The following is a 17,994-nucleotide window of genomic DNA, read 5'->3' on the forward strand; positions in this document are numbered from 1 at the left end:
GATTTGCTCGGGGTAAACAGACAGGTTTACTATAGATCCATAAAATCAAGACTTCATAAACAAACTGTAGCACAAAAAGTTATCGTTTTGGTTCGTGATATTCGGATGCTAATGCCAAGATTGGGTGGTAAGAAATTATACTTTCTGTTAAAGGATAAATTATCACTATTAAAAGTAGGAAGAGATAAATTGTTTAGAATACTAAAAGCTAACCATATGTTAATAATACCTAAAAGAAGCTACCACATAACTACAGACTCTCATCATAGATTTAGAAAGCACAGAAACCTTGTCAGCTCAATGGATATAGAAGGGCCTGAATCAGTTTGGGTGAGTGATATTACATATATCGGAACGAGAACCAACCCTTCGTATCTGGCATTAATCACAGATGCTTATTCTAAAAAGATTGTAGGATATGATGTGTCAAAATCTTTATCAATGGATGGTTCATTGAGGGCATTGGAAATGGCTATAAATAATAGAAAATACAAAGAAAGTCCATTAATACATCACTCTGATAGAGGGTTGCAATATTGCTCGAATGAATATCAAAGACTATTAGAAAACAATGAGATTAAGCCTAGTATGACTGAAAAATATGATCCATATGAAAATGCAGTTGCAGAGCGAATAAATGGAATTTTAAAACAGGAATTTAGTGTAGCACAGAAGATTCAAGATTTTAAAGTAAAGGAGAAACTGGTCAAAAATGCAATAGAAATATACAACAATATAAGACCTCATTTATCTAACGAAATGCTAACACCAATACAAATGCACGCACAAAAAAAAATTAAACCAAAACAATACAAATCAAAAAAGCTGAACAATGATGTCATTATTCAGCTTTAATTTTTAACTTTTACCCTTTAATAATCTGTATCGGTTATTTAGGACTAGACATTACCGTATTATAAGCACGTTTTAGTTTTTGAATTACTTGTTCTATTTCTTTTTCATTTAAATGTCCAAAACCAAAACGTATAGCACAAGTTTTTTTATCTTGATAAAGAATTGTTTTAGGGATAAATAAATCGTTTTTTTCAGCTTCTTTAGCAAGTTTAGCTAACGATATTTTAGGATTAAATTGTAGCCAAACGGCTAAGCCACCCGAAGGAATTTTCCATTGTGTAATTCCTGAAAAATAAATTGATAGAAGGTTACATAAAGTATCTCTTCTTTTTTTGTAGATAACAATGTTCTTTTTCATAAGACGGTAAATTTCACCTTCATTAATTAATTCAGATAGCATTTGTTCTTGAATTAAATCACCTTGTTTATCAAGTAATTCTATATAGTTTTTGGCTTCTGTAATTAGATTCTCTGGGGCCACAACAAATCCTGTTTGAAAGCTAGGAAATAAAGATTGTCCAATTTTTCCTAAATATATAACCATACCATTTGCATCTGAACTAGCCATTGGTAACATTGGAGAACCCTCAAATTGGAAGTCATAATCAAAATCATCTTCAATAATAGCAAAGCCATACTCTTTAGCTAAATTAAGTAGCTTTAAACGACGCTCAGCACTTAATGTAATGGTTGTTGGATAATCTCTGTGAGCACAAATATATACACATCTAATACTGTGTTTTATAAAGTGTTTTTTTATGTATTCAATATTTAAACCGTTATTGTCTACAGGTATTGTTTTAATGGTAGCTCCTGTTTGTTGAAAAATCATGTTTGCAGCGTAGTTACTTAAATGTCCTACTAAAACAATATCGTTTTGTTTTAATAAGAGTTGAGATACTACATAAAGGCTCATTTCCGTACTACGTGTATTAATTAGATTATTTGGACTAATATGAAATCCTCTAGTAGCGTTTAAATAATTGCATAATTGAGTTTGGAATACAGTACTAAAAAATTTGTTTGATCTATTCCATTTATCGATTAAAGTTTTTCGTTTCATAGTAGCACTATACCATCTTGTAAATTGATGTATAGGATGTAAACGTAAGTCGGGTTTCCCATCATTAATAAGGTATTTAGATTTTGTAAATTGAACAGTAGAAGCTAAATGAAAGGATTTTTGAAAATGGAATCCAGTGGTTTTAGCATAACTATAAGCTTCATTTAGTTTTTGAGATGAAGCTTTTATTTTTGCAGTGCTTTTTTCTGGTTCTAAAACAAAAGTACCTTTATTTGGTATAATTTCAACCCAACCTTGTGATGCTAATTCTTCGTAAATTGCAACAGCTGTATTTCTATGCACTTTTAATAAATGGCTTAATACACGCGTACCCGGTAACATGGTGCCCTTGGTTAAATAACTTCGTTGAATTGCATTTATAATTTGTCCCGAAACCTGTAAATATAAAGGTTGAGCTAAAGTTTTATCTATGCTTATTAATTGTTTAAAAAGTGTGTTAACCGGACTATCTATCATTTTAAAACTGGACTATGTTAATCGTCCGGAAAGTTACTACTTTTACAACGTATATAAATCACTATTTATGAAAATTAAAATTACTTTAATAATTTTTACATTACTTTATATAGTACAGTTAAAAGCACAAGAAGAGACTATTAGACGAGATACTTTAAAAGAAATTATTATAACTTCCAATAGAATATCTTTACCTTTTTCAGAAAATTCAAGAACCATTACATTAATTACATCTGAAGATATTATAAAAAGTGCTGCTAGTAATGTTGCAGATTTACTTCAAAATATAGCAGGGTTAGATATAAGAAGACGTGGGGTAGACGGAATGCAATCTGATTTATATATTAGAGGTGGAAATTTTGATCAAACTTTAGTGTTAATTGATGGTGTTAAAATGGATGATCCACAAACAGGACACCATTCTATGAATGCAATTTTATCTTTAGATAATATAGAACGTATTGAAGTTATAAAAGGTCCCGCAGCAAGAGTTTATGGACAGAATGCATTTACGGGTGCCATAAATATTGTAACTAAAAAAATAAAAGAAAATAATCTAAAAGTAAATTTAGGATATGGATCATACCAAAATATAAAAGGAGGTATTACTTTTACTCAAAAATTTGATAATGGAGGGATTTTTACCGCATTAAATTATCAAGAATCTGAAGGGTATAGGTATAATACAGACTTTAAAAATAAATCAATTTTTGTTAAAGCTAACTTAGGTAGTTATAATTTAACGTCATCTTATACGGAAAGAGATTTTGGAGCAAACGGGTTTTATGCAAGTCCAGCTGCAATAGATCAATATGAAGAGACACAAACAAGTTTAGTAGCTATAGATGCTAATTATACCATTAAAAATATTACAATTAAACCTAGAGTTTATTGGAAACGTAATCAAGACTTGTATTTATATTTACGACATGATCCTCCAGTATATCGTAATTTACATATTTCTAACAAAATAGGGGCAGAAACAAATGCTGTACTTAATTCTTCACTAGGTAAAACAGGTATTGGATTAGATGTTTCAAGAGTATTTTTAGTTAGTAACAATCTACAAGACCATGCTAGAACTGTAATAACAGGGTTTTTGGAACACCGTTTTGAAATAAATAATTTTGATATTACTCCAGGAATTGCTATTAGTTCATATTCAGATTTTAATACAAAAGCCTTCCCTGGAATTGATGTTGGTTATCGGTTTTCTGAACGTTTAAAAATGTACAGTAATATAGGGTATACTTATAGAGTACCTACATTTACAGATCTTTATTATATAGGTAGTAATGAAATAGGAAATCCAGATTTAAAACCAGAATCAGCATTGTCTGAAGAGTTAGGTTTTAAGTATAATACAAGAAATTTAGATATTAATGTGGCATTTTTTAATAGAACTGCTGATGATTTAATTGATTGGGCAAAGGACAATCCAGAAGATCCTGATGAAAAGTGGGAGGCAAGAAATTTTAGTGAAGTTACAACAAAAGGATTTGAAATAGATTTTGGTTATAGGTTTCAGTTATGGGATTTGGAACAACGATTTAATTTAGGGTATAGTTTTATAGAAGATGAGAATAAAGATGAGTATACAAGGTATGCCTTAAATAGTATTAAGCACCAATTAACATCGGGTATAGATTTTAAGTTTTCTAAATTATTTAGTCAAAATATTTCTTATAGATTTGTAGAAAGATCGAGAGGAGAAACCTACACAGTTGTAGATGCCAAAATAAAAACAGAATTACCAAATAGAATTGGTGTGTTTTTAAGTGCTAATAATATTTTTAATACAACATATACAGAAACGAATCTAGTTCCAATGCCAAAAGGAAATATAATGTTAGGAATTAACTATAAAATCTACTAGAAAAAAGAGGGTATACTATAAACCTATTTATGCTTTTAAAAGTTTAATTTTTATATAAACCAACCTGCAATTTAGCATAAAAAGATGAATTTTCTTTAAATTTTAACAAAAAATTTAGATTTAAAAATTTAATACAATTATTATATTTCATCTGTTTTTACATAATATTTATATAAAATGTAAATATATAACGTTTTCGGTGGTTAAAATTTAAATTAATTACTTCAAATTGTTAAATTAATAGTAATAGTGTTTTTGCAGCTTGTAAAACCTAAATGTAGTTGTATCTTTGCCGATCAAATAACTACTAAAATTATCAATATGAAAATTATTAAGAAATTAAAAAATCAAGAAAGTAAGAAAAGAATGTCAGCAGTTGATTTTAAAAATGCAAAAAGTATTACTTGGAATAGTAAAAGAAGATTCGGAATTTAATTAAGTATATAACATATTTTAATGTGAAAAGTGGTAGATGTATCTACCACTTTTTTTGTATTTAAAAATTAATTTCACCAAAAATATGGTACAATTTAAATTAAAAACTTAATCCTAATTAATCTATAATTAATTTTATCTTTGAAAATTAATATTTAAACTTAATAGACATAATGAAAAAAATAATAACATTAATAGCAATTTTAGCAATTGTTTCCTGTAAACAAGAAGCAAAGATTGATTATGCAATTTTATCTGGTAAGATAACAAATACTAAGGTTAATAAATTAACATTTAATAATACAAATAGTAATATTAAAGAAATAATTAAAGTTACAGATGAAGGCGAGTTTAAAGACACTTTATCAGTTACATCAGGTTATTATATTCTTTCTGATGGTAAAAATAAGTCAACACTATATTTAGAACCAGGTAACGAAGTGACAATTAATTTTGATGCAAGTGATTTTGAAAATACCTTAGAATTATCAGGGCCAGGATCTGAAATAAGTAATTATTTAATTAGTAAAAATAAAAAGTTTAAAGAATTAATAGGTACAGGTACCGATGTTTATTTATTAGAAGAAACTGCTTACAAAACTAAATTTAATGAAATTAAAACAGTATCTGAAGAATTGTTAGAGGCTTCAGAAGGAATATCTGAAGATTTTAAAGAGAAAGAAAAAAGAAATATTTACTATTCATATTTAAGTTTTATAAGTAAATATGAATTATACCATTCACATTATGCTAAAAAGAAAGATTTTAAAGTTTCTGATGAATTCTTAAATGAGTTAGAAACATTAGATTATAATAATGAAGAAGATTTTATATTTTCTAAAAATTATGAAAATCTTGTAAATACTCATTATCAAAAAGAAGCTAAAAAATTAGCAGAAAAAGAATCAATACCTGAAGATATTGCCTATTTAAAAGTTGCAGCTAATATTCCTAATGAAACTATAAAAAACAAGTTAGTTTATGTAAACTCTATTTATGGGATAACTTACACAACTGAATTAGAAGAGTTTTATAGCTTATTTATGGCTGCTTCAACAAATGAAGCCAATAAAAAAGAAATTACAGAAAGTTATAATAAACTAAAAACTGTTGCTAAAGGTCAGCCTTCTCCAAAATTCGAAAATTATGAGAATTTTAATGGAGGTACAACTTCTTTAGATGATTTAAAAGGAAAATTTGTTTATGTAGATGTTTGGGCTACCTGGTGTGGACCTTGTATAGCTGAAATTCCATCTTTAAAAGAAGTAGAAGCTAAATACCATAATAAAAATATAGAATTTGTAAGTATTTCTGTAGATGCTGAAAAGGATTATGAAAAATGGAAAACAATGGTTGAAGAAGAGGATTTAAAAGGTATACAATTATTTTCAGATAAAAGTTGGAAATCTGATTTTGTTACAGGTTATTTAATAAAAGGTATTCCTCGTTTTATTTTAATAGATCCTAATGGAAATATTGTAAATTCTAATGCTCCAAGACCTTCAAGCGAAAAGTTAATTGAGTTATTTGACGAAAATAATATTTAACCTATTATTTTTAGTAAAGAATATAAAGGCCACTTAAATTTAAGTGGCCTTTTGTTTTTATAATTTTTTTAACTCTCATTTTCTTTACTTTCTTCTATAGGTTCATTTTTATAAAATAAATCTAATAATGCATTTGGTAAAAATTTTAAAATTGATGAAGCTGTAAACGTTTCATAGCCCGTTTTTGAAATTGCAATATCAGCAGTTTTTCCATGTAAATATACACCTAAAATTGCAGCATTAATTGGTTCGTATTTTTGAGCAATTAAGCCAGTTATTATTCCGGTTAAAACATCACCACTTCCTGCTGTAGCTAAGGCAGGGTTTCCTGTTGAATTAAAATACATTGTTGCGTTATTTACAATAACTGTGTGTGCACCTTTTAGAACAATAATAAGTCCGAATTTTTTTGAAAAAACACTAATTTTTTCTAATTTTTCAAAATCATTTTTCCAAGGTCCAATTAAACGCTCTAGTTCTTTAGGGTGTGGAGTTAATACCGTATTTTTTGGTAAATAATTTAAGAGTGTTTTATTTTGAGATAATAAATTTAAAGCATCTGCATCAATTACTAATGGTACTTTATTTGTTTTGATAAATTTTTCAAAGCCAATAGCCGTTTTATCAAGAGTACCTATACCAGGGCCAACTGCAATAACTGTAGCTTTTGTTTTAAAATTAAAGTATTCCAAAGCAATGTCATTATCTACTTCAACCATAGCTTCAGGAACTGCTATTTGTAAAATAGGATAACCACATTTTGGAATATAACTAGTTACTAGTCCGCTACCAATTTTTAAAGCTGCTTTTGTTGATAGGGTAGCTGCACCAATTTTACCAAAACTTCCTCCAATTATAAGAGAATGACCAAAAGAGCCTTTATGAGACCATTTAGTTCTAGGTTTGTATAATTGTAAAATATCATTTTTAAGAATATAATGTAGGTTTGGTTTTAAATTATTGATAAAATTTAAATCAAGACCAATATCAATTACTTCCCAAGTATTAATAAAATTGCTGTTATCTGGTAGTAAAAATGCTAATTTTGGTGTTTGAAAAGTAAGTGTATGTGTTGCTTTTAATACAGCATTTTTATCAAGTATAGCAACATCGCTAGGAAGTCCAGATGGTAAATCTATGGCTAAAGTAAAGGCGTTGGTGTTATTTATATGATTAATTAATTTTTTAGTGAAATTTTCAGGAGGTCTTGTTAGGCCGTTTCCAAAAATGGCATCAATTATAATATCTTTAGAAGAAATTTCAGGAAAATTATGCTCATCATTAATAATAATAGGCCATTTACCTAGCTCTTTTAATCTATCATAATTTATTAAAAATTCTTTAGTTCTTTTTTCGCTAAAATTAACAATATAACAGTCTACATCATATCCATTTTTGTATAAATAACGAGCAATAACTAATCCATCACCACCATTATTCCCAATTCCACAAAATATATGGATTTTAATATTTTCACCTTGTAGTTGGGTGTGCAGCCAATTAAAACATTGTTTAGCTGCGTGTTCCATTAAATCTATTGAAGAAATGTTATTAGTTGTAATGGTAGCTTTATCAGCAGCAGAAATTTGATGTGAGTTGAGTATAAACATAGTTTAAAATTAATACAATAGGTTGATATTTCATCAATCTAAATCAATTTTTATCTGCTAGTTTTATTAACATTTTTTATAGAATAAAACTACAGAGTAATTAAAAACCTTATAACGCTATTAGTTTGCGTTATAAGGTTTCTATATAATTTTAAATGTTGTTTATACTTTGTGTAAGTATTCAATAACTATTTTAACCTTTAAATTCACCCATTTGAATGTATTTATCCATACGTTTAGTAACTAAGTCTGTAGGTGTTAAATCTTTAAGTTCTTTAAAAGCTTTTAAGATAGTTTTTTCAACTTCTTTAAACGCACCTTCTCTATCAAAATGAGCTCCTCCAAGAGGCTCTTTTATAATACCGTCAATTAATTTTTGTTTTTTCATATCATTTGCGGTCAGTTTAAGCGCATCAGCCGCTTTTTCTTTATGCTCCCAACTTCTCCATAAAATTGAAGAACAAGATTCAGGAGATATTACAGAATACCAGGTGTTTTCCATCATATAAACTCTATCACCAACTCCAATTCCTACAGCACCACCGGATGCACCTTCACCAATTACTATTGTAATAATAGGTGTTTTTAGGCGTGTCATTTCTAAAATATTACGAGCAATTGCTTCACCTTGGCCGCGTTCTTCTGCTTCTAAACCAGGATATGCTCCTGGTGTATCTAATAGAGTAATAACAGGAATTCCAAATTTTTCAGCCATTTTCATAAGTCTTAAAGCTTTTCTATATCCTTCAGGATTAGACATTCCAAAGTTTCTATATTGACGTGTTTTGGTATTATAGCCTTTTTGTTGGCCAATAAACATAAAGGATTGATCTCCTATTTTACCTAAACCTCCAATCATAGCTTTATCGTCTTTAACAGTTCTATCACCGTGTAATTCCATAAAAGTACCATTGGTTAGGTAGTTTATATAATCTAAAGTGTATGGTCTGTTTGGATGTCTAGATAGTTGAACTCTTTGCCAAGCAGTAAGGTTTTTATATATATCGGTTTTTGTTTTTAGCAATTTTTTTTCGATGTTTTTGCAACTTTCTGTTACATCTACATCACTTTCTTTACCAATTAATTCGCACTTCGTAAGTTGTTCTTCTAATTCTTTTATTGGTAATTCAAATTCTAAATATTCCATGTTTTTTAAATTTGGATGTTATACAAATATAATAACTTCTATATTTTATGTAAGTACTTACGTACTTTTTTTATTTTTTAATATTCCATTAACAATTACAGTTACAAAAATTATTGCAGCTCCTAAATAAAATTGGGGATTCATTTTTTCAGATTCACCAAAAATTAATACAGCAAGTATAATTCCATAAACGGGTTCTAGATTTATAGTAAGCATTACTGTAAAAGGAGTAAGGTATTTCATAATATCTATAGAAATTATAAAAGCATATGCTGTACAAATAGTACTTAAAATAATTAAATAAATAATATCGTTGGTTGTTACTGTAAAATCTTTAGCTGTAAATCCAGTAGAAAATAAAATGTATACAGTAATAAAAAGAACTCCAAAAAGTAGTTGATAGAAAGAGATAACACTTCCATCGTTTTTCTTTACAAATAGACCATTAATTACTGTAAATAGGGCAGAAAGGAGCGATGCAATTAAAGCATATATTATTCCAAGAGTATAATCGTTTTCTACATTAAAAATTATATATAACCCAGAAATAACTATAAGTCCAAAAATAAATTCAGTATAATTTATTCTTCGCTTAAAAAAAATAGGTTCAATAAATGAAGTAAATAAAGCACCTGTACTCATAGAAACTAATGCTATAGATACATTAGAAACTTTTATAGCTGTAAAAAAAGCAATCCAATGCAAGGCTATTAATACTCCACCAATAAAAAATTTTAAAAGTGTTTTTGGAGGTACTTTTAAGCTCTTCTTTTTAATTAAAAAATATATAAATAGAACTATAACAGCTAGTCCCATTCTATACCAAACTAAAGGAATTGCATCAATAGTTATTAGTGCTCCTAAAACGGCTGTAAATCCCCAAATAAAAACTATAAAGTGGAGATGTAAATAGTTTTTTAAGTTAGTTTTTGGCATTTTTAAAGTATAAGTATACTGCTAGTCCTCCAAAAAATATGTTAGGAAGCCAAACCATTACAAAAGCATTTGTTTCTGCACCAGCACCTAAAACTTCAACAATTTTTAAGAAGAATACATATACAAACATTAAGGTTATTCCAATAGCTAAATTTATACCCATACCACCTCTTCGTTTTTTTGCAGCTAAACAAACGGCAATAAAAGTTAGAATGTATGTTGAAATAGGTAAACTAGTTCTTTTATGGAATTCAACCAAGTAGGTGTTTAAATTACCAACTCCACGTTGTCTAGATTGCTCTATATAATCATATAATTTAATGGATGTCATTTCTTTAGCAAGGTCATCAATATTAACTAAATCATTTGGCATAAAGGCAAGTAAGGTGTCTAACTTTATACCTTGTTCTATTGAGTCTCTATCTTCTAAGAGGAATCTTTTTCTATAGGTATTTAGTCTAAAAACGGTATCTTTCTCTATCCATCTAATATTTTCAGCCATTAACTTATATTTTAATTTAGTGCCTTCAAATTTTTCATAAGTAAACTTTTGACCTTGTTTAGTACCTAAATTATAACTTTTTAAGTAGATATAGTCATTAGAATCAAGCTGTAAATTAATATTGGTTAAATGGTTTTGATTGTATTTTTTTGTTTTTAAATATTTTTTACTGAATTCATTAAAAATTTTATTACTGCTAGGAACAACAAAGTGATTCATTCCTAAAGCTAATAGGGTAACTAAAGTAGCCCCAATAAAATAAGGTTTTAAAAATCGAGTAAAAGAAATTTTAGCTGAATGTATTGCTATAATTTCTGTGTTGGAGGATAATTTAGAAGTGAAAAAAATAACAGCTATAAATAAAGCCAGAGGCATAAAGGTGTTTCCAAATATTACAATAAAATGAATGTAATAATCTTTTATAATTTCTGTTACTGATAAATCTGCATGGCGTAAAAATTTATCTACTTTTTCAGAAATATCTATGGCAATTGCAATTGGTAATAGTAATATTAGTACCAAAGCAAAGGAAGAAAGAAATTTTGTAAGTATGTATTTATCTATTATTCTCAAATTAAATTATTTGGTTTTTTTATAATTTATAATAACGTGTTACAATCTTTTATCCATTTGTTTTACCATACGGTTTTTCCATTCTGTAAAATCTCCGGCTAATATATGCTTTCTTGCTTCACGAACCAACCATAAATAAAAGCCTAAATTATGTATAGAGGCTATTTGTTTACCTAATAATTCTTTTGCAACAAATAAGTGGCGTAAATAGGCTTTTGAATAAAGCGTATCAACGTAAGTTATTCCCATCTCATCAATTGCAGAAAAATCATCTTCCCATTTTTTATTTTTTATATTTATGGTTCCGTGTGCTGTAAAAAGCATACCATTTCGGGCATTTCTAGTTGGCATTACACAATCGAACATATCAATACCTAACGCAATATTCTCTAAAATATTTATTGGAGTTCCAACTCCCATTAAATAACGAGGCTTATCTTCTGGTAAAATTGCAGTCACTACCTCGGTCATTTCGTACATTTCTTCTGCTGGTTCTCCAACTGAAAGTCCACCAATAGCATTTCCTTCAGCACCAACCGATGCAATAAATTCGGCAGATTGTTTTCTTAAATCTTTATAAGTACTTCCTTGTACAATAGGGAAAAATGCTTGACTGTAATTGTATTTAAACGGTGTTTTTTCTAAATGTGTAATACAGCGTTTTAACCATCTATGTGTCATATGCATAGAGCGTTTTGCATAATTATATTCGCAAGGGTAGGGTGTACATTCATCAAAAGCCATAATAATATCAGCGCCAATTGAGCGTTGAATTTCCATTACGTTTTCAGGTGTAAAAGTGTGGTATGAACCATCTATATGACTTTTAAATTTTACGCCTTCTTCTTTTATTTTTCTTCTTCCAGAAAGAGAATAAACTTGGTAGCCACCACTATCGGTTAAGATATTACGATCCCAGTTCATAAATTTATGTAAACCACCAGCTTTTTCTAAAATTTTAGTTTGTGGTCGTAAATATAAGTGATAGGTGTTTCCTAATATTATATCAGGATTTATTTCGTTTTTTAGTTCTGTTTGGTGCACACCTTTTACTGTTCCAACTGTACCAACAGGCATAAAAATTGGAGTTTCAATAGTACCGTGGTCTGTGGTTATAATACCAGCTCTTGCTTTGCTTTGAGCGTCTTTACTTTTTAGTTCAAATTGCATAGTCGGCAAAGATAGTTATATAGTTATAAAGTTTAAAGGTTTAAAAGTTTAAAAGTTGAAGGAATTAAGTTTTTAGAAATTTTTAAGACCTTCTTTTTTTGCTTTTTGGTTTAAAACGTGGGTTATTTTTAGGTATAAATTTTCGTTTGTTTTGAGATTTATTTTTCTTTTTAGTTGGATTTTTAGATGCTTCTTCGGTTTTTGAAGATGTTGCAACCATTTTATTAATTTGTTGCATTTCTTCAGAAGTTAGTTCTCTCCAACTTCCTTCAGCTAAATTAGCTAAAGTAACATTCATAATTCGTGTTCGTACTAGTTTAGTAACTTTATAGTCAAGATATTCGCACATGCGCCTTATTTGCCTGTTTAATCCTTGAGTTAAAATAATTTTAAAGCTATTTTTTGATAGCTGTTCAACAGCACATTTTTTAGTAACTGTTCCTAAAATAGGAATTCCATTACTCATTTTTTGAATAAAATCTGACGTAATTGGTGAATTTACAGTTACAATATATTCTTTTTGGTGATTGTTTCCTGCTCTAAGAATTTTATTTACAATATCTCCATCATTGGTTAAAAAAATTAAGCCTTGAGAAGGTTTGTCTAATCGTCCGATAGGAAAAAGTCTTTCTGTATGATTTATTGCGCGAACAATATTATTACGTTCTTTAGAATCGGTAGTACAAACAATACCAACGGGTTTGTTGTAGGCAATATAAAGTGTTTTTGGTTTTGATTTTAAAGGTTGCCCGTTAATTTTAACAATATCTCCATTAAACACACGATTGCCTAATTGAGTTGGTTTACCGTTTATGGTAACTTTTCCGTCAATAATTAATTTTTCAGCTTCTCTTCTAGAACAAATACCAGTACTACTAATGTATTTATTTAAGTTTATTGAGTTTTTATTTATGTTATCCATTGAACTAATTTTCAATGTGCGAAGTTAGTAATTATAAGGTTTAATTTATAATGAAGTATTGTTTCGTTGAATTTTTTGTTTAATACCTAGTCTATAATATAAAATAACGCCTATTAAATTTAAAAAAAGTACAATTAAAACCCAAATAAGCTTATTATTACCTTTAAAATCATTTCGAAGAATGTCTATTAAATCTATAAAAGAAAGGAGTATAGATACAATAATAATTATTTGCCAAAAGAATAGTCCTATAGAGAAATTATTAACGATTAAGTTCATAGTTTTTAAAATATTATTAAATATTGATAGTAGATAAATTGGTTTGAATTATTTGTTTTTAATTCGCTGACTTCTTCCTATAGTAAAATATAAAATTGCACCAATTATATTTAAAAATAATATAACAAACACCCAAACAATTTTATTATTGCCTTCAAATTTATTTTTTAAAACATCTATTAAAGCAATAAGCATTGGTATAATTCCAATTAAAAATAGTATGGTTATTAGAATAATTATTTGCCACGGTCCAATCATATGTAAGTAAGTCATTTCTTGTATTTGTATGTTATTTAATGTTTTATGTATTATAGCTAAATTAGTTACTCACTTTCATAAATGCGTAACCTGCTTTTTAAAGCATTTAATTCTTCTTTGAGTTTTAATTCTTTTTGTAAAAGGTTAAAAACAATATCTATTCCTTCAATATTAACATTTAATTCGTTGTGAAGTCGTATCATTTTTTCAAGATCACTAATCTTATCTTGATGAATAAATTTATTGTTTTCATAGGTTTCTATGGTTATAAGCCCTATGTTTTCAAGATCTTTAATAAATGAAGTCTCTATTTTATAGTGAAAACAAATTGTTTCTACCTGTATTAAATTTTGCTTATCCATTTGATCTTAATTTTTTTAATTGATTAAACAACTCTTTTTCTTTTACAGTTAATTTTGTTGGAATTTTAATGTTATACGTAATAATTAAATCACCAAAGAGACTTTCTTTTTTATAAATAGGGAATCCTTTTCCTTTTAATTTTACTTTTGCTCCTTGAGTTGTTTCAGGAGCAATTTTAAGTTTTACTTTACCATTAAAAGTATCAATAGTAATTTCGCCACCTAAAAGTGCAGTGTATAAATCTAAATCTACTGAAGTATATAAGTTATTACCATCTCTTTTAAATTTGGTGTGATTGGTAATTGTGAATTTAATGTATAAATCTCCATTTGGACCATCGTTTATTCCTTGAGCTCCTTTCCCTTTTATCTTTATAATTTGGCCATCAGCAATTCCTGCAGGTATTGTAAGTCTAATATTTGTGCCATTAACTGTTAATATTTGTTTATGACTAGTGTAAACATCTTTTAAATTTAAATGCAATTCGGCATTAAAATCTTGCCCTTTAAATTGTCTATAGTATTGTTTAGAACGAGTTTTTTTACCACCAAACATAGATTCAAAAAAACTAGAAAAATCTTGTTCAGAATAGTGGTCACTAGAGCCAGAATAATTTTGATTTTGTTGAGATTGTTGTTGCTGTTTGGCTTTTTCAAAAGCTTCTCCATGTTTCCAATCTTTTCCGTATTTATCGTATTTTTTACGATTTTCAACATCGCTTAAAACTTCGTTAGCTTCATTAATTTCTTTAAATTTAATTTCAGCTTCTTTGTTATCAGGATTTAGATCTGGATGGTATTTTCTAGCTAATCTTCTATATGCTTTTTTAATATCTTTTTCGCTAGCTGTTCTATCTATTTCTAATATTTTATAATAATCAATAAATTTCATTTACAAGAGTTTTTAAGTGTTTTAATAAAATTTATTTTATGGCTGTTACCAAACTTTGAATTACTAATAAATTTACTTAAAAAGTAGGTGATTAAAAATTTTTTTCGTTAAAATTTTTTTCATTAAAACTAATTAGGGGCAATTCCCCTGAAATTTCCATATCTATCACCATATCGTTTTTAAATACTTTGCTTAACATGGTTTTATTTTTATTTCGTTCTAACATTGCAACCATATCTGCTTTTATTTCAAGTAAATACATTTTTAAAAAATAGCAGGTATCGTTAGAGTGGTATGTATTAAATGTTATTTTTTTATAGGTTGTGTTTTTTAATAAGGTTCTTTTTAAATTCTGCATTTGTTGCACTCCATTTTTTTCATTTTGAGGAGAAATATGTATTATTTTAATTTCAGCATTAAAGGCAGCTGCAATTTTAGTAAGTTGCATAATAGCGTAAATATCTTCTTGTTCATAAGCTGTAGCGTAAACAATTGCCCCCATTTTTTTTAGTTCATATTTTTTAGGAATTGCTAGTACTGGGCACGTAGCTTTAGAAATAAGATCTTTTGTGGTGCTTCCAATAAAAAAACTTTTGAGTATTCCTTTTCCTTTTAATCCAGTAAGGATTAAGGAAGCTTTTATTTTTATTGCAGTAGCTGTAATTCCTTCAATTACAGAGGTGTTTTCAATAATTTTAATTTCTATATTTTTAGAATCAAGATTATCTCCTAAATGTTTTACACAAAAGTATTTTAATTTAAAATAAAGTTTCTTTTTTAATTCTTCTTTAGTTAAAGATTCTAGTGAAAAAATATCAGTAATATGTAAAATACATAATTTAGAATTAATTTTTGTATTTAATGTATATGCATATTTTAGCGCAGCTATTCCGTTTTTTGAATAATCTATAGCACAAATTATTGTTTTCATAAACAATTTTTAAACATATAAAATTAAGACTTGTATTTTGAATATTAAGTGATAAATCTCATTAACTGATTATTTTAGCTATTATTTAGTTTAATAGTTGCTGTTCATCTTCTTCATCTCCAGGTAATTCTAAAGCTTTTACAGATTGAATTGCGTTTCCGGCAATTCCTTTAATAGAGCCATACATGTCTATAGTATTTGTAACAACTTTTTCTATTTGTTTATCTCGTTGTTTCCAAATACGTTGCATAGATCGTTTTTCACTTTCTAAATCAGACTTCATTTGAGTAAAACCTTCAACAATAGCTTCTATTTGCATTCTAAATGTATTACTTGTAAGAAAATCGTAGAGCATATCCATTTTATCTCCTTTATTTTCTTGCGTGCTAATGGCATTGTGTATTTTAATAATAGATTCTCTTAAAACTGTACATAAGCCTTTAAATTCATCATAATTACAAATCCAAATCCCATCTTTTAGTCCAAATCGGTCCATATTTGAAGGCATAACTTCGGTAACTAATACACCAATATTTGCACCTTTATCTCTAATATCTGCTTTAAATTTTTCGATCCAGCTAGGTTGAAAATCTTTAGTGCGTTTACTTTCATAATAAATAGAACCACAATTTTGAGAAGTTCTTGTGTGTACAATTTGAATACAATCTCCTCCTCGTGCACCTTTTTTAATTTCTTCAATGCTGTCTAAAGGAAATTTTGAAGCCAACCATTCTTCTATTGCTAATTCTTGAACCTCACCTTGCATTTGCATAGAGCCTTGCTCTTGTTTGCGTTTCATTTCCTCGGTAAGTTTTTTTTGAGCTTCTAATTGCATTTGTAATTCTTTAAAACGCAATTCATTTTTATCTTCTTCAGATTTTTTTATTTTTTCTCTTTCAGTTAGTAATGTTTCACTCAATTTCTTTTGAGCTTCTGCTTCAGCAATTTCTTTTAATTCTCCTTTTTCTCGCTTTAATTTTTCTATTTCAGCTTTAGTTCTATTTAATTCTTTTATTTGTTCAGATTTCTCGTTTAATTCTTTTTGTAAAGCGTTAAATTGTTCTATTTGTTCTTCTTTTAATTTAGACTTTAAATTTGCCTCAATATTCTTTTTTTCTTGCTTTATTTGTGCTTCTAAACGATTTTTAAATAATTCGTTTTCTTGTTTTTTCTTTTGTTCAAAAGCTTCTTTTTCTTTATTTAAGTTTTCTAAATTAGCTTTATATTTTTGTTTCTCAGCTGCAATACTAGATTGGTATTTTTTCTTAATTTCTTCTTCTAATTGATGTGATAAAATATCTTGTACATCTATTGAAGTGTCACAATTAGGGCATTTAATTTGAGTTTCCTTTTTCATTTTTAATAAGTGTTTATATTTCTTCTTTATCCCAACCAGTTAAACCAGCTGAAACAATAAATTTCATAACCTGACTTGAATTAGCAGTTATATGTTTTATATTTTCTTTTGGAACAATAAATAATTCTCCAGAAAAATTATATGAATGTGGAAAATAAACTGCTACTTTATCTAATTCGTTTAAAACCTCTAGATTTTCTTCGGTAATAAAACCTAATTTTTCTAGATTAGAAATTGTATTTACTTTTACTAAAACTGGTTTACTGAATTTTTTTTCTTTACCTACAAATGCTGAAAATAAATCGTTTAATGCCGTATAAATAAATTTTAATAAAGGAATACGGTTAATTATTTTTTTAAAAATAATTTTTAAAGGTTCAGCAATTATGGTTCTACCTATAAAACCAACAATAACTAAAAATAATAATAGAGAAAGCACACCTAATCCAGGAACCTTGATGTCAAAAAAATTGGCGATTAATTGTTGAGACAAACCGTCCATAAACATAAAAATAGCATAAATAATATAAGCTGTAATACCTAAGGGAGCAATATATAATATACCTTGAAGTAAATAATTAATTAATTTTTTCATATTCTATAATGTTTATACATTTTTAAATTTTCATTTTATTTTTTGACAAATGTATTTTTAAAAATTAAAGATACAAACTATTTTAGCTTGTCTAAAGCTTAATTATTTCTAATTATTTTTAAATAGAAGTAATGTTCTATGTTTTAACGTTTAATTAATTTAGAAGGTTCAATAATTTAAAATATTTTAGGAACCAAAAAACCCCAT

General features: G+C 27.6%; 17 protein-coding genes. 3 read left to right on the top strand and 14 right to left on the bottom strand.

The features are described 5' to 3' along the window. Positions 1 to 3 precede the first annotated feature (3 nt). A complete protein-coding gene (locus tag MHL31_RS15825) occupies positions 4 to 855 on the top strand; it encodes an IS3 family transposase (RefSeq protein WP_240226214.1) in 852 nt (283 codons plus the stop codon). A gap of 34 nt (positions 856 to 889) precedes the next feature. On the opposite strand, the gene MHL31_RS15830 is transcribed toward MHL31_RS15825, so the two are convergent. Continuing rightward, positions 890 to 2,395, bottom strand: coding sequence for a PLP-dependent aminotransferase family protein (locus tag MHL31_RS15830; protein WP_240226962.1), 1,506 nt, complete (start codon positions 2,393 to 2,395; stop codon positions 890 to 892). Positions 2,396 to 2,462: 67 nt separating this feature from the next. Here MHL31_RS15830 and MHL31_RS15835 point away from each other — a divergent pair, with 67 nt between their 5' ends. Continuing rightward, positions 2,463 to 4,271 (top strand): TonB-dependent siderophore receptor, encoded by a 1,809-nt coding sequence (locus MHL31_RS15835; protein WP_240226963.1) that lies wholly within the window; start codon positions 2,463 to 2,465, stop codon positions 4,269 to 4,271. Between the two features lie 608 nt (positions 4,272 to 4,879). Next, positions 4,880 to 6,253 (top strand): TlpA disulfide reductase family protein, encoded by a 1,374-nt coding sequence (locus MHL31_RS15840; protein ID WP_240226964.1) that lies wholly within the window; start codon positions 4,880 to 4,882, stop codon positions 6,251 to 6,253. Positions 6,254 to 6,321: 68 nt separating this feature from the next. Here MHL31_RS15840 and MHL31_RS15845 read toward each other — a convergent pair whose 3' ends face one another. From MHL31_RS15845 to MHL31_RS15905, 13 genes are all read right to left on the bottom strand, one after another. Beyond that, a complete protein-coding gene (locus tag MHL31_RS15845) occupies positions 6,322 to 7,863 on the bottom strand; it encodes an NAD(P)H-hydrate dehydratase (RefSeq protein ID WP_240226965.1) in 1,542 nt (513 codons plus the stop codon). A gap of 193 nt (positions 7,864 to 8,056) precedes the next feature. Next, positions 8,057 to 9,010, bottom strand: coding sequence for an acetyl-CoA carboxylase carboxyltransferase subunit alpha (locus MHL31_RS15850; RefSeq protein ID WP_240226966.1), 954 nt, complete (start codon positions 9,008 to 9,010; stop codon positions 8,057 to 8,059). A 57-nt stretch (positions 9,011 to 9,067) separates the two neighbouring features. Then, complete coding sequence (locus MHL31_RS15855) at positions 9,068 to 9,946, bottom strand: DMT family transporter (protein WP_240226967.1); 879 nt, start codon at positions 9,944 to 9,946, stop codon at positions 9,068 to 9,070. Then, positions 9,933 to 11,021 (bottom strand): LptF/LptG family permease, encoded by a 1,089-nt coding sequence (locus tag MHL31_RS15860; RefSeq protein ID WP_240226968.1) that lies wholly within the window; start codon positions 11,019 to 11,021, stop codon positions 9,933 to 9,935. Before MHL31_RS15860 ends, MHL31_RS15855 begins: the two co-directional genes overlap by 14 nt. 39 nt (positions 11,022 to 11,060) lie before the next feature. Continuing rightward, positions 11,061 to 12,191 carry a tRNA guanosine(34) transglycosylase Tgt gene (gene tgt / locus MHL31_RS15865; protein ID WP_240226969.1) on the bottom strand — a complete coding sequence of 377 codons (1,131 nt, stop codon included), beginning with the start codon at positions 12,189 to 12,191 and terminating at the stop codon, positions 11,061 to 11,063. A gap of 82 nt (positions 12,192 to 12,273) precedes the next feature. Next, positions 12,274 to 13,113: a 23S rRNA pseudouridine(2604) synthase RluF gene (gene rluF / locus MHL31_RS15870; RefSeq protein ID WP_240226970.1), complete on the bottom strand. Its 840-nt coding sequence runs from the start codon at positions 13,111 to 13,113 to the stop codon at positions 12,274 to 12,276. A 45-nt stretch (positions 13,114 to 13,158) separates the two neighbouring features. Further along, on the bottom strand, positions 13,159 to 13,392 hold the full coding sequence (locus tag MHL31_RS15875) for a PLD nuclease N-terminal domain-containing protein (protein ID WP_240226971.1): 234 nt from the start codon (positions 13,390 to 13,392) through the stop codon (positions 13,159 to 13,161). A 48-nt stretch (positions 13,393 to 13,440) separates the two neighbouring features. Further along, positions 13,441 to 13,665 (bottom strand): PLD nuclease N-terminal domain-containing protein, encoded by a 225-nt coding sequence (locus MHL31_RS15880; RefSeq protein WP_240226972.1) that lies wholly within the window; start codon positions 13,663 to 13,665, stop codon positions 13,441 to 13,443. Between the two features lie 50 nt (positions 13,666 to 13,715). Then, positions 13,716 to 14,012 carry a chaperone modulator CbpM gene (locus MHL31_RS15885; RefSeq protein ID WP_240226973.1) on the bottom strand — a complete coding sequence of 99 codons (297 nt, stop codon included), beginning with the start codon at positions 14,010 to 14,012 and terminating at the stop codon, positions 13,716 to 13,718. Continuing rightward, entirely contained in the window at positions 14,005 to 14,904 is a 900-nt protein-coding gene (locus MHL31_RS15890) for a DnaJ C-terminal domain-containing protein (protein WP_240226974.1), read from the bottom strand. The genes MHL31_RS15885 and MHL31_RS15890 overlap by 8 nt, the downstream gene beginning before the upstream one ends. A gap of 91 nt (positions 14,905 to 14,995) precedes the next feature. Next, complete coding sequence (locus MHL31_RS15895) at positions 14,996 to 15,835, bottom strand: universal stress protein (protein WP_240226975.1); 840 nt, start codon at positions 15,833 to 15,835, stop codon at positions 14,996 to 14,998. Positions 15,836 to 15,920: 85 nt separating this feature from the next. Then, positions 15,921 to 17,192 carry a DUF2130 domain-containing protein gene (locus MHL31_RS15900; RefSeq protein WP_240226976.1) on the bottom strand — a complete coding sequence of 424 codons (1,272 nt, stop codon included), beginning with the start codon at positions 17,190 to 17,192 and terminating at the stop codon, positions 15,921 to 15,923. Positions 17,193 to 17,205: 13 nt separating this feature from the next. Next, on the bottom strand, positions 17,206 to 17,787 hold the full coding sequence (locus MHL31_RS15905; RefSeq protein ID WP_240226977.1) for a DUF502 domain-containing protein: 582 nt from the start codon (positions 17,785 to 17,787) through the stop codon (positions 17,206 to 17,208). Positions 17,788 to 17,994: the final 207 nt, after the last annotated feature.

It is taken from the genome of Lutibacter sp. A80 (assembly GCF_022429645.1).
Classification (GTDB): domain Bacteria; phylum Bacteroidota; class Bacteroidia; order Flavobacteriales; family Flavobacteriaceae; genus Lutibacter.

Bases quoted from the DNA above. Each gene is read 5' to 3' on its own strand.
- MHL31_RS15830 (WP_240226962.1), bottom strand. From the start codon at position 2,395: ATGATAGATAGTCCGGTTAACACACTTTTTAAACAATTAATAAGCATA.
- MHL31_RS15835 (WP_240226963.1), top strand. From the start codon at position 2,463: ATGAAAATTAAAATTACTTTAATAATTTTTACATTACTTTATATAGTA.
- MHL31_RS15840 (WP_240226964.1), top strand. From the start codon at position 4,880: ATGAAAAAAATAATAACATTAATAGCAATTTTAGCAATTGTTTCCTGT.
- MHL31_RS15845 (WP_240226965.1), bottom strand. From the start codon at position 7,863: ATGTTTATACTCAACTCACATCAAATTTCTGCTGCTGATAAAGCTACC.
- MHL31_RS15850 (WP_240226966.1), bottom strand. From the start codon at position 9,010: ATGGAATATTTAGAATTTGAATTACCAATAAAAGAATTAGAAGAACAA.
- MHL31_RS15855 (WP_240226967.1), bottom strand. From the start codon at position 9,946: ATGCCAAAAACTAACTTAAAAAACTATTTACATCTCCACTTTATAGTT.
- tgt (WP_240226969.1), bottom strand. From the start codon at position 12,191: ATGCAATTTGAACTAAAAAGTAAAGACGCTCAAAGCAAAGCAAGAGCT.
- rluF (WP_240226970.1), bottom strand. From the start codon at position 13,113: ATGGATAACATAAATAAAAACTCAATAAACTTAAATAAATACATTAGT.
- MHL31_RS15875 (WP_240226971.1), bottom strand. From the start codon at position 13,392: ATGAACTTAATCGTTAATAATTTCTCTATAGGACTATTCTTTTGGCAA.
- MHL31_RS15880 (WP_240226972.1), bottom strand. From the start codon at position 13,665: ATGACTTACTTACATATGATTGGACCGTGGCAAATAATTATTCTAATA.
- MHL31_RS15885 (WP_240226973.1), bottom strand. From the start codon at position 14,012: ATGGATAAGCAAAATTTAATACAGGTAGAAACAATTTGTTTTCACTAT.
- MHL31_RS15890 (WP_240226974.1), bottom strand. From the start codon at position 14,904: ATGAAATTTATTGATTATTATAAAATATTAGAAATAGATAGAACAGCT.
- MHL31_RS15895 (WP_240226975.1), bottom strand. From the start codon at position 15,835: ATGAAAACAATAATTTGTGCTATAGATTATTCAAAAAACGGAATAGCT.
- MHL31_RS15900 (WP_240226976.1), bottom strand. From the start codon at position 17,192: ATGAAAAAGGAAACTCAAATTAAATGCCCTAATTGTGACACTTCAATA.
- MHL31_RS15905 (WP_240226977.1), bottom strand. From the start codon at position 17,787: ATGAAAAAATTAATTAATTATTTACTTCAAGGTATATTATATATTGCT.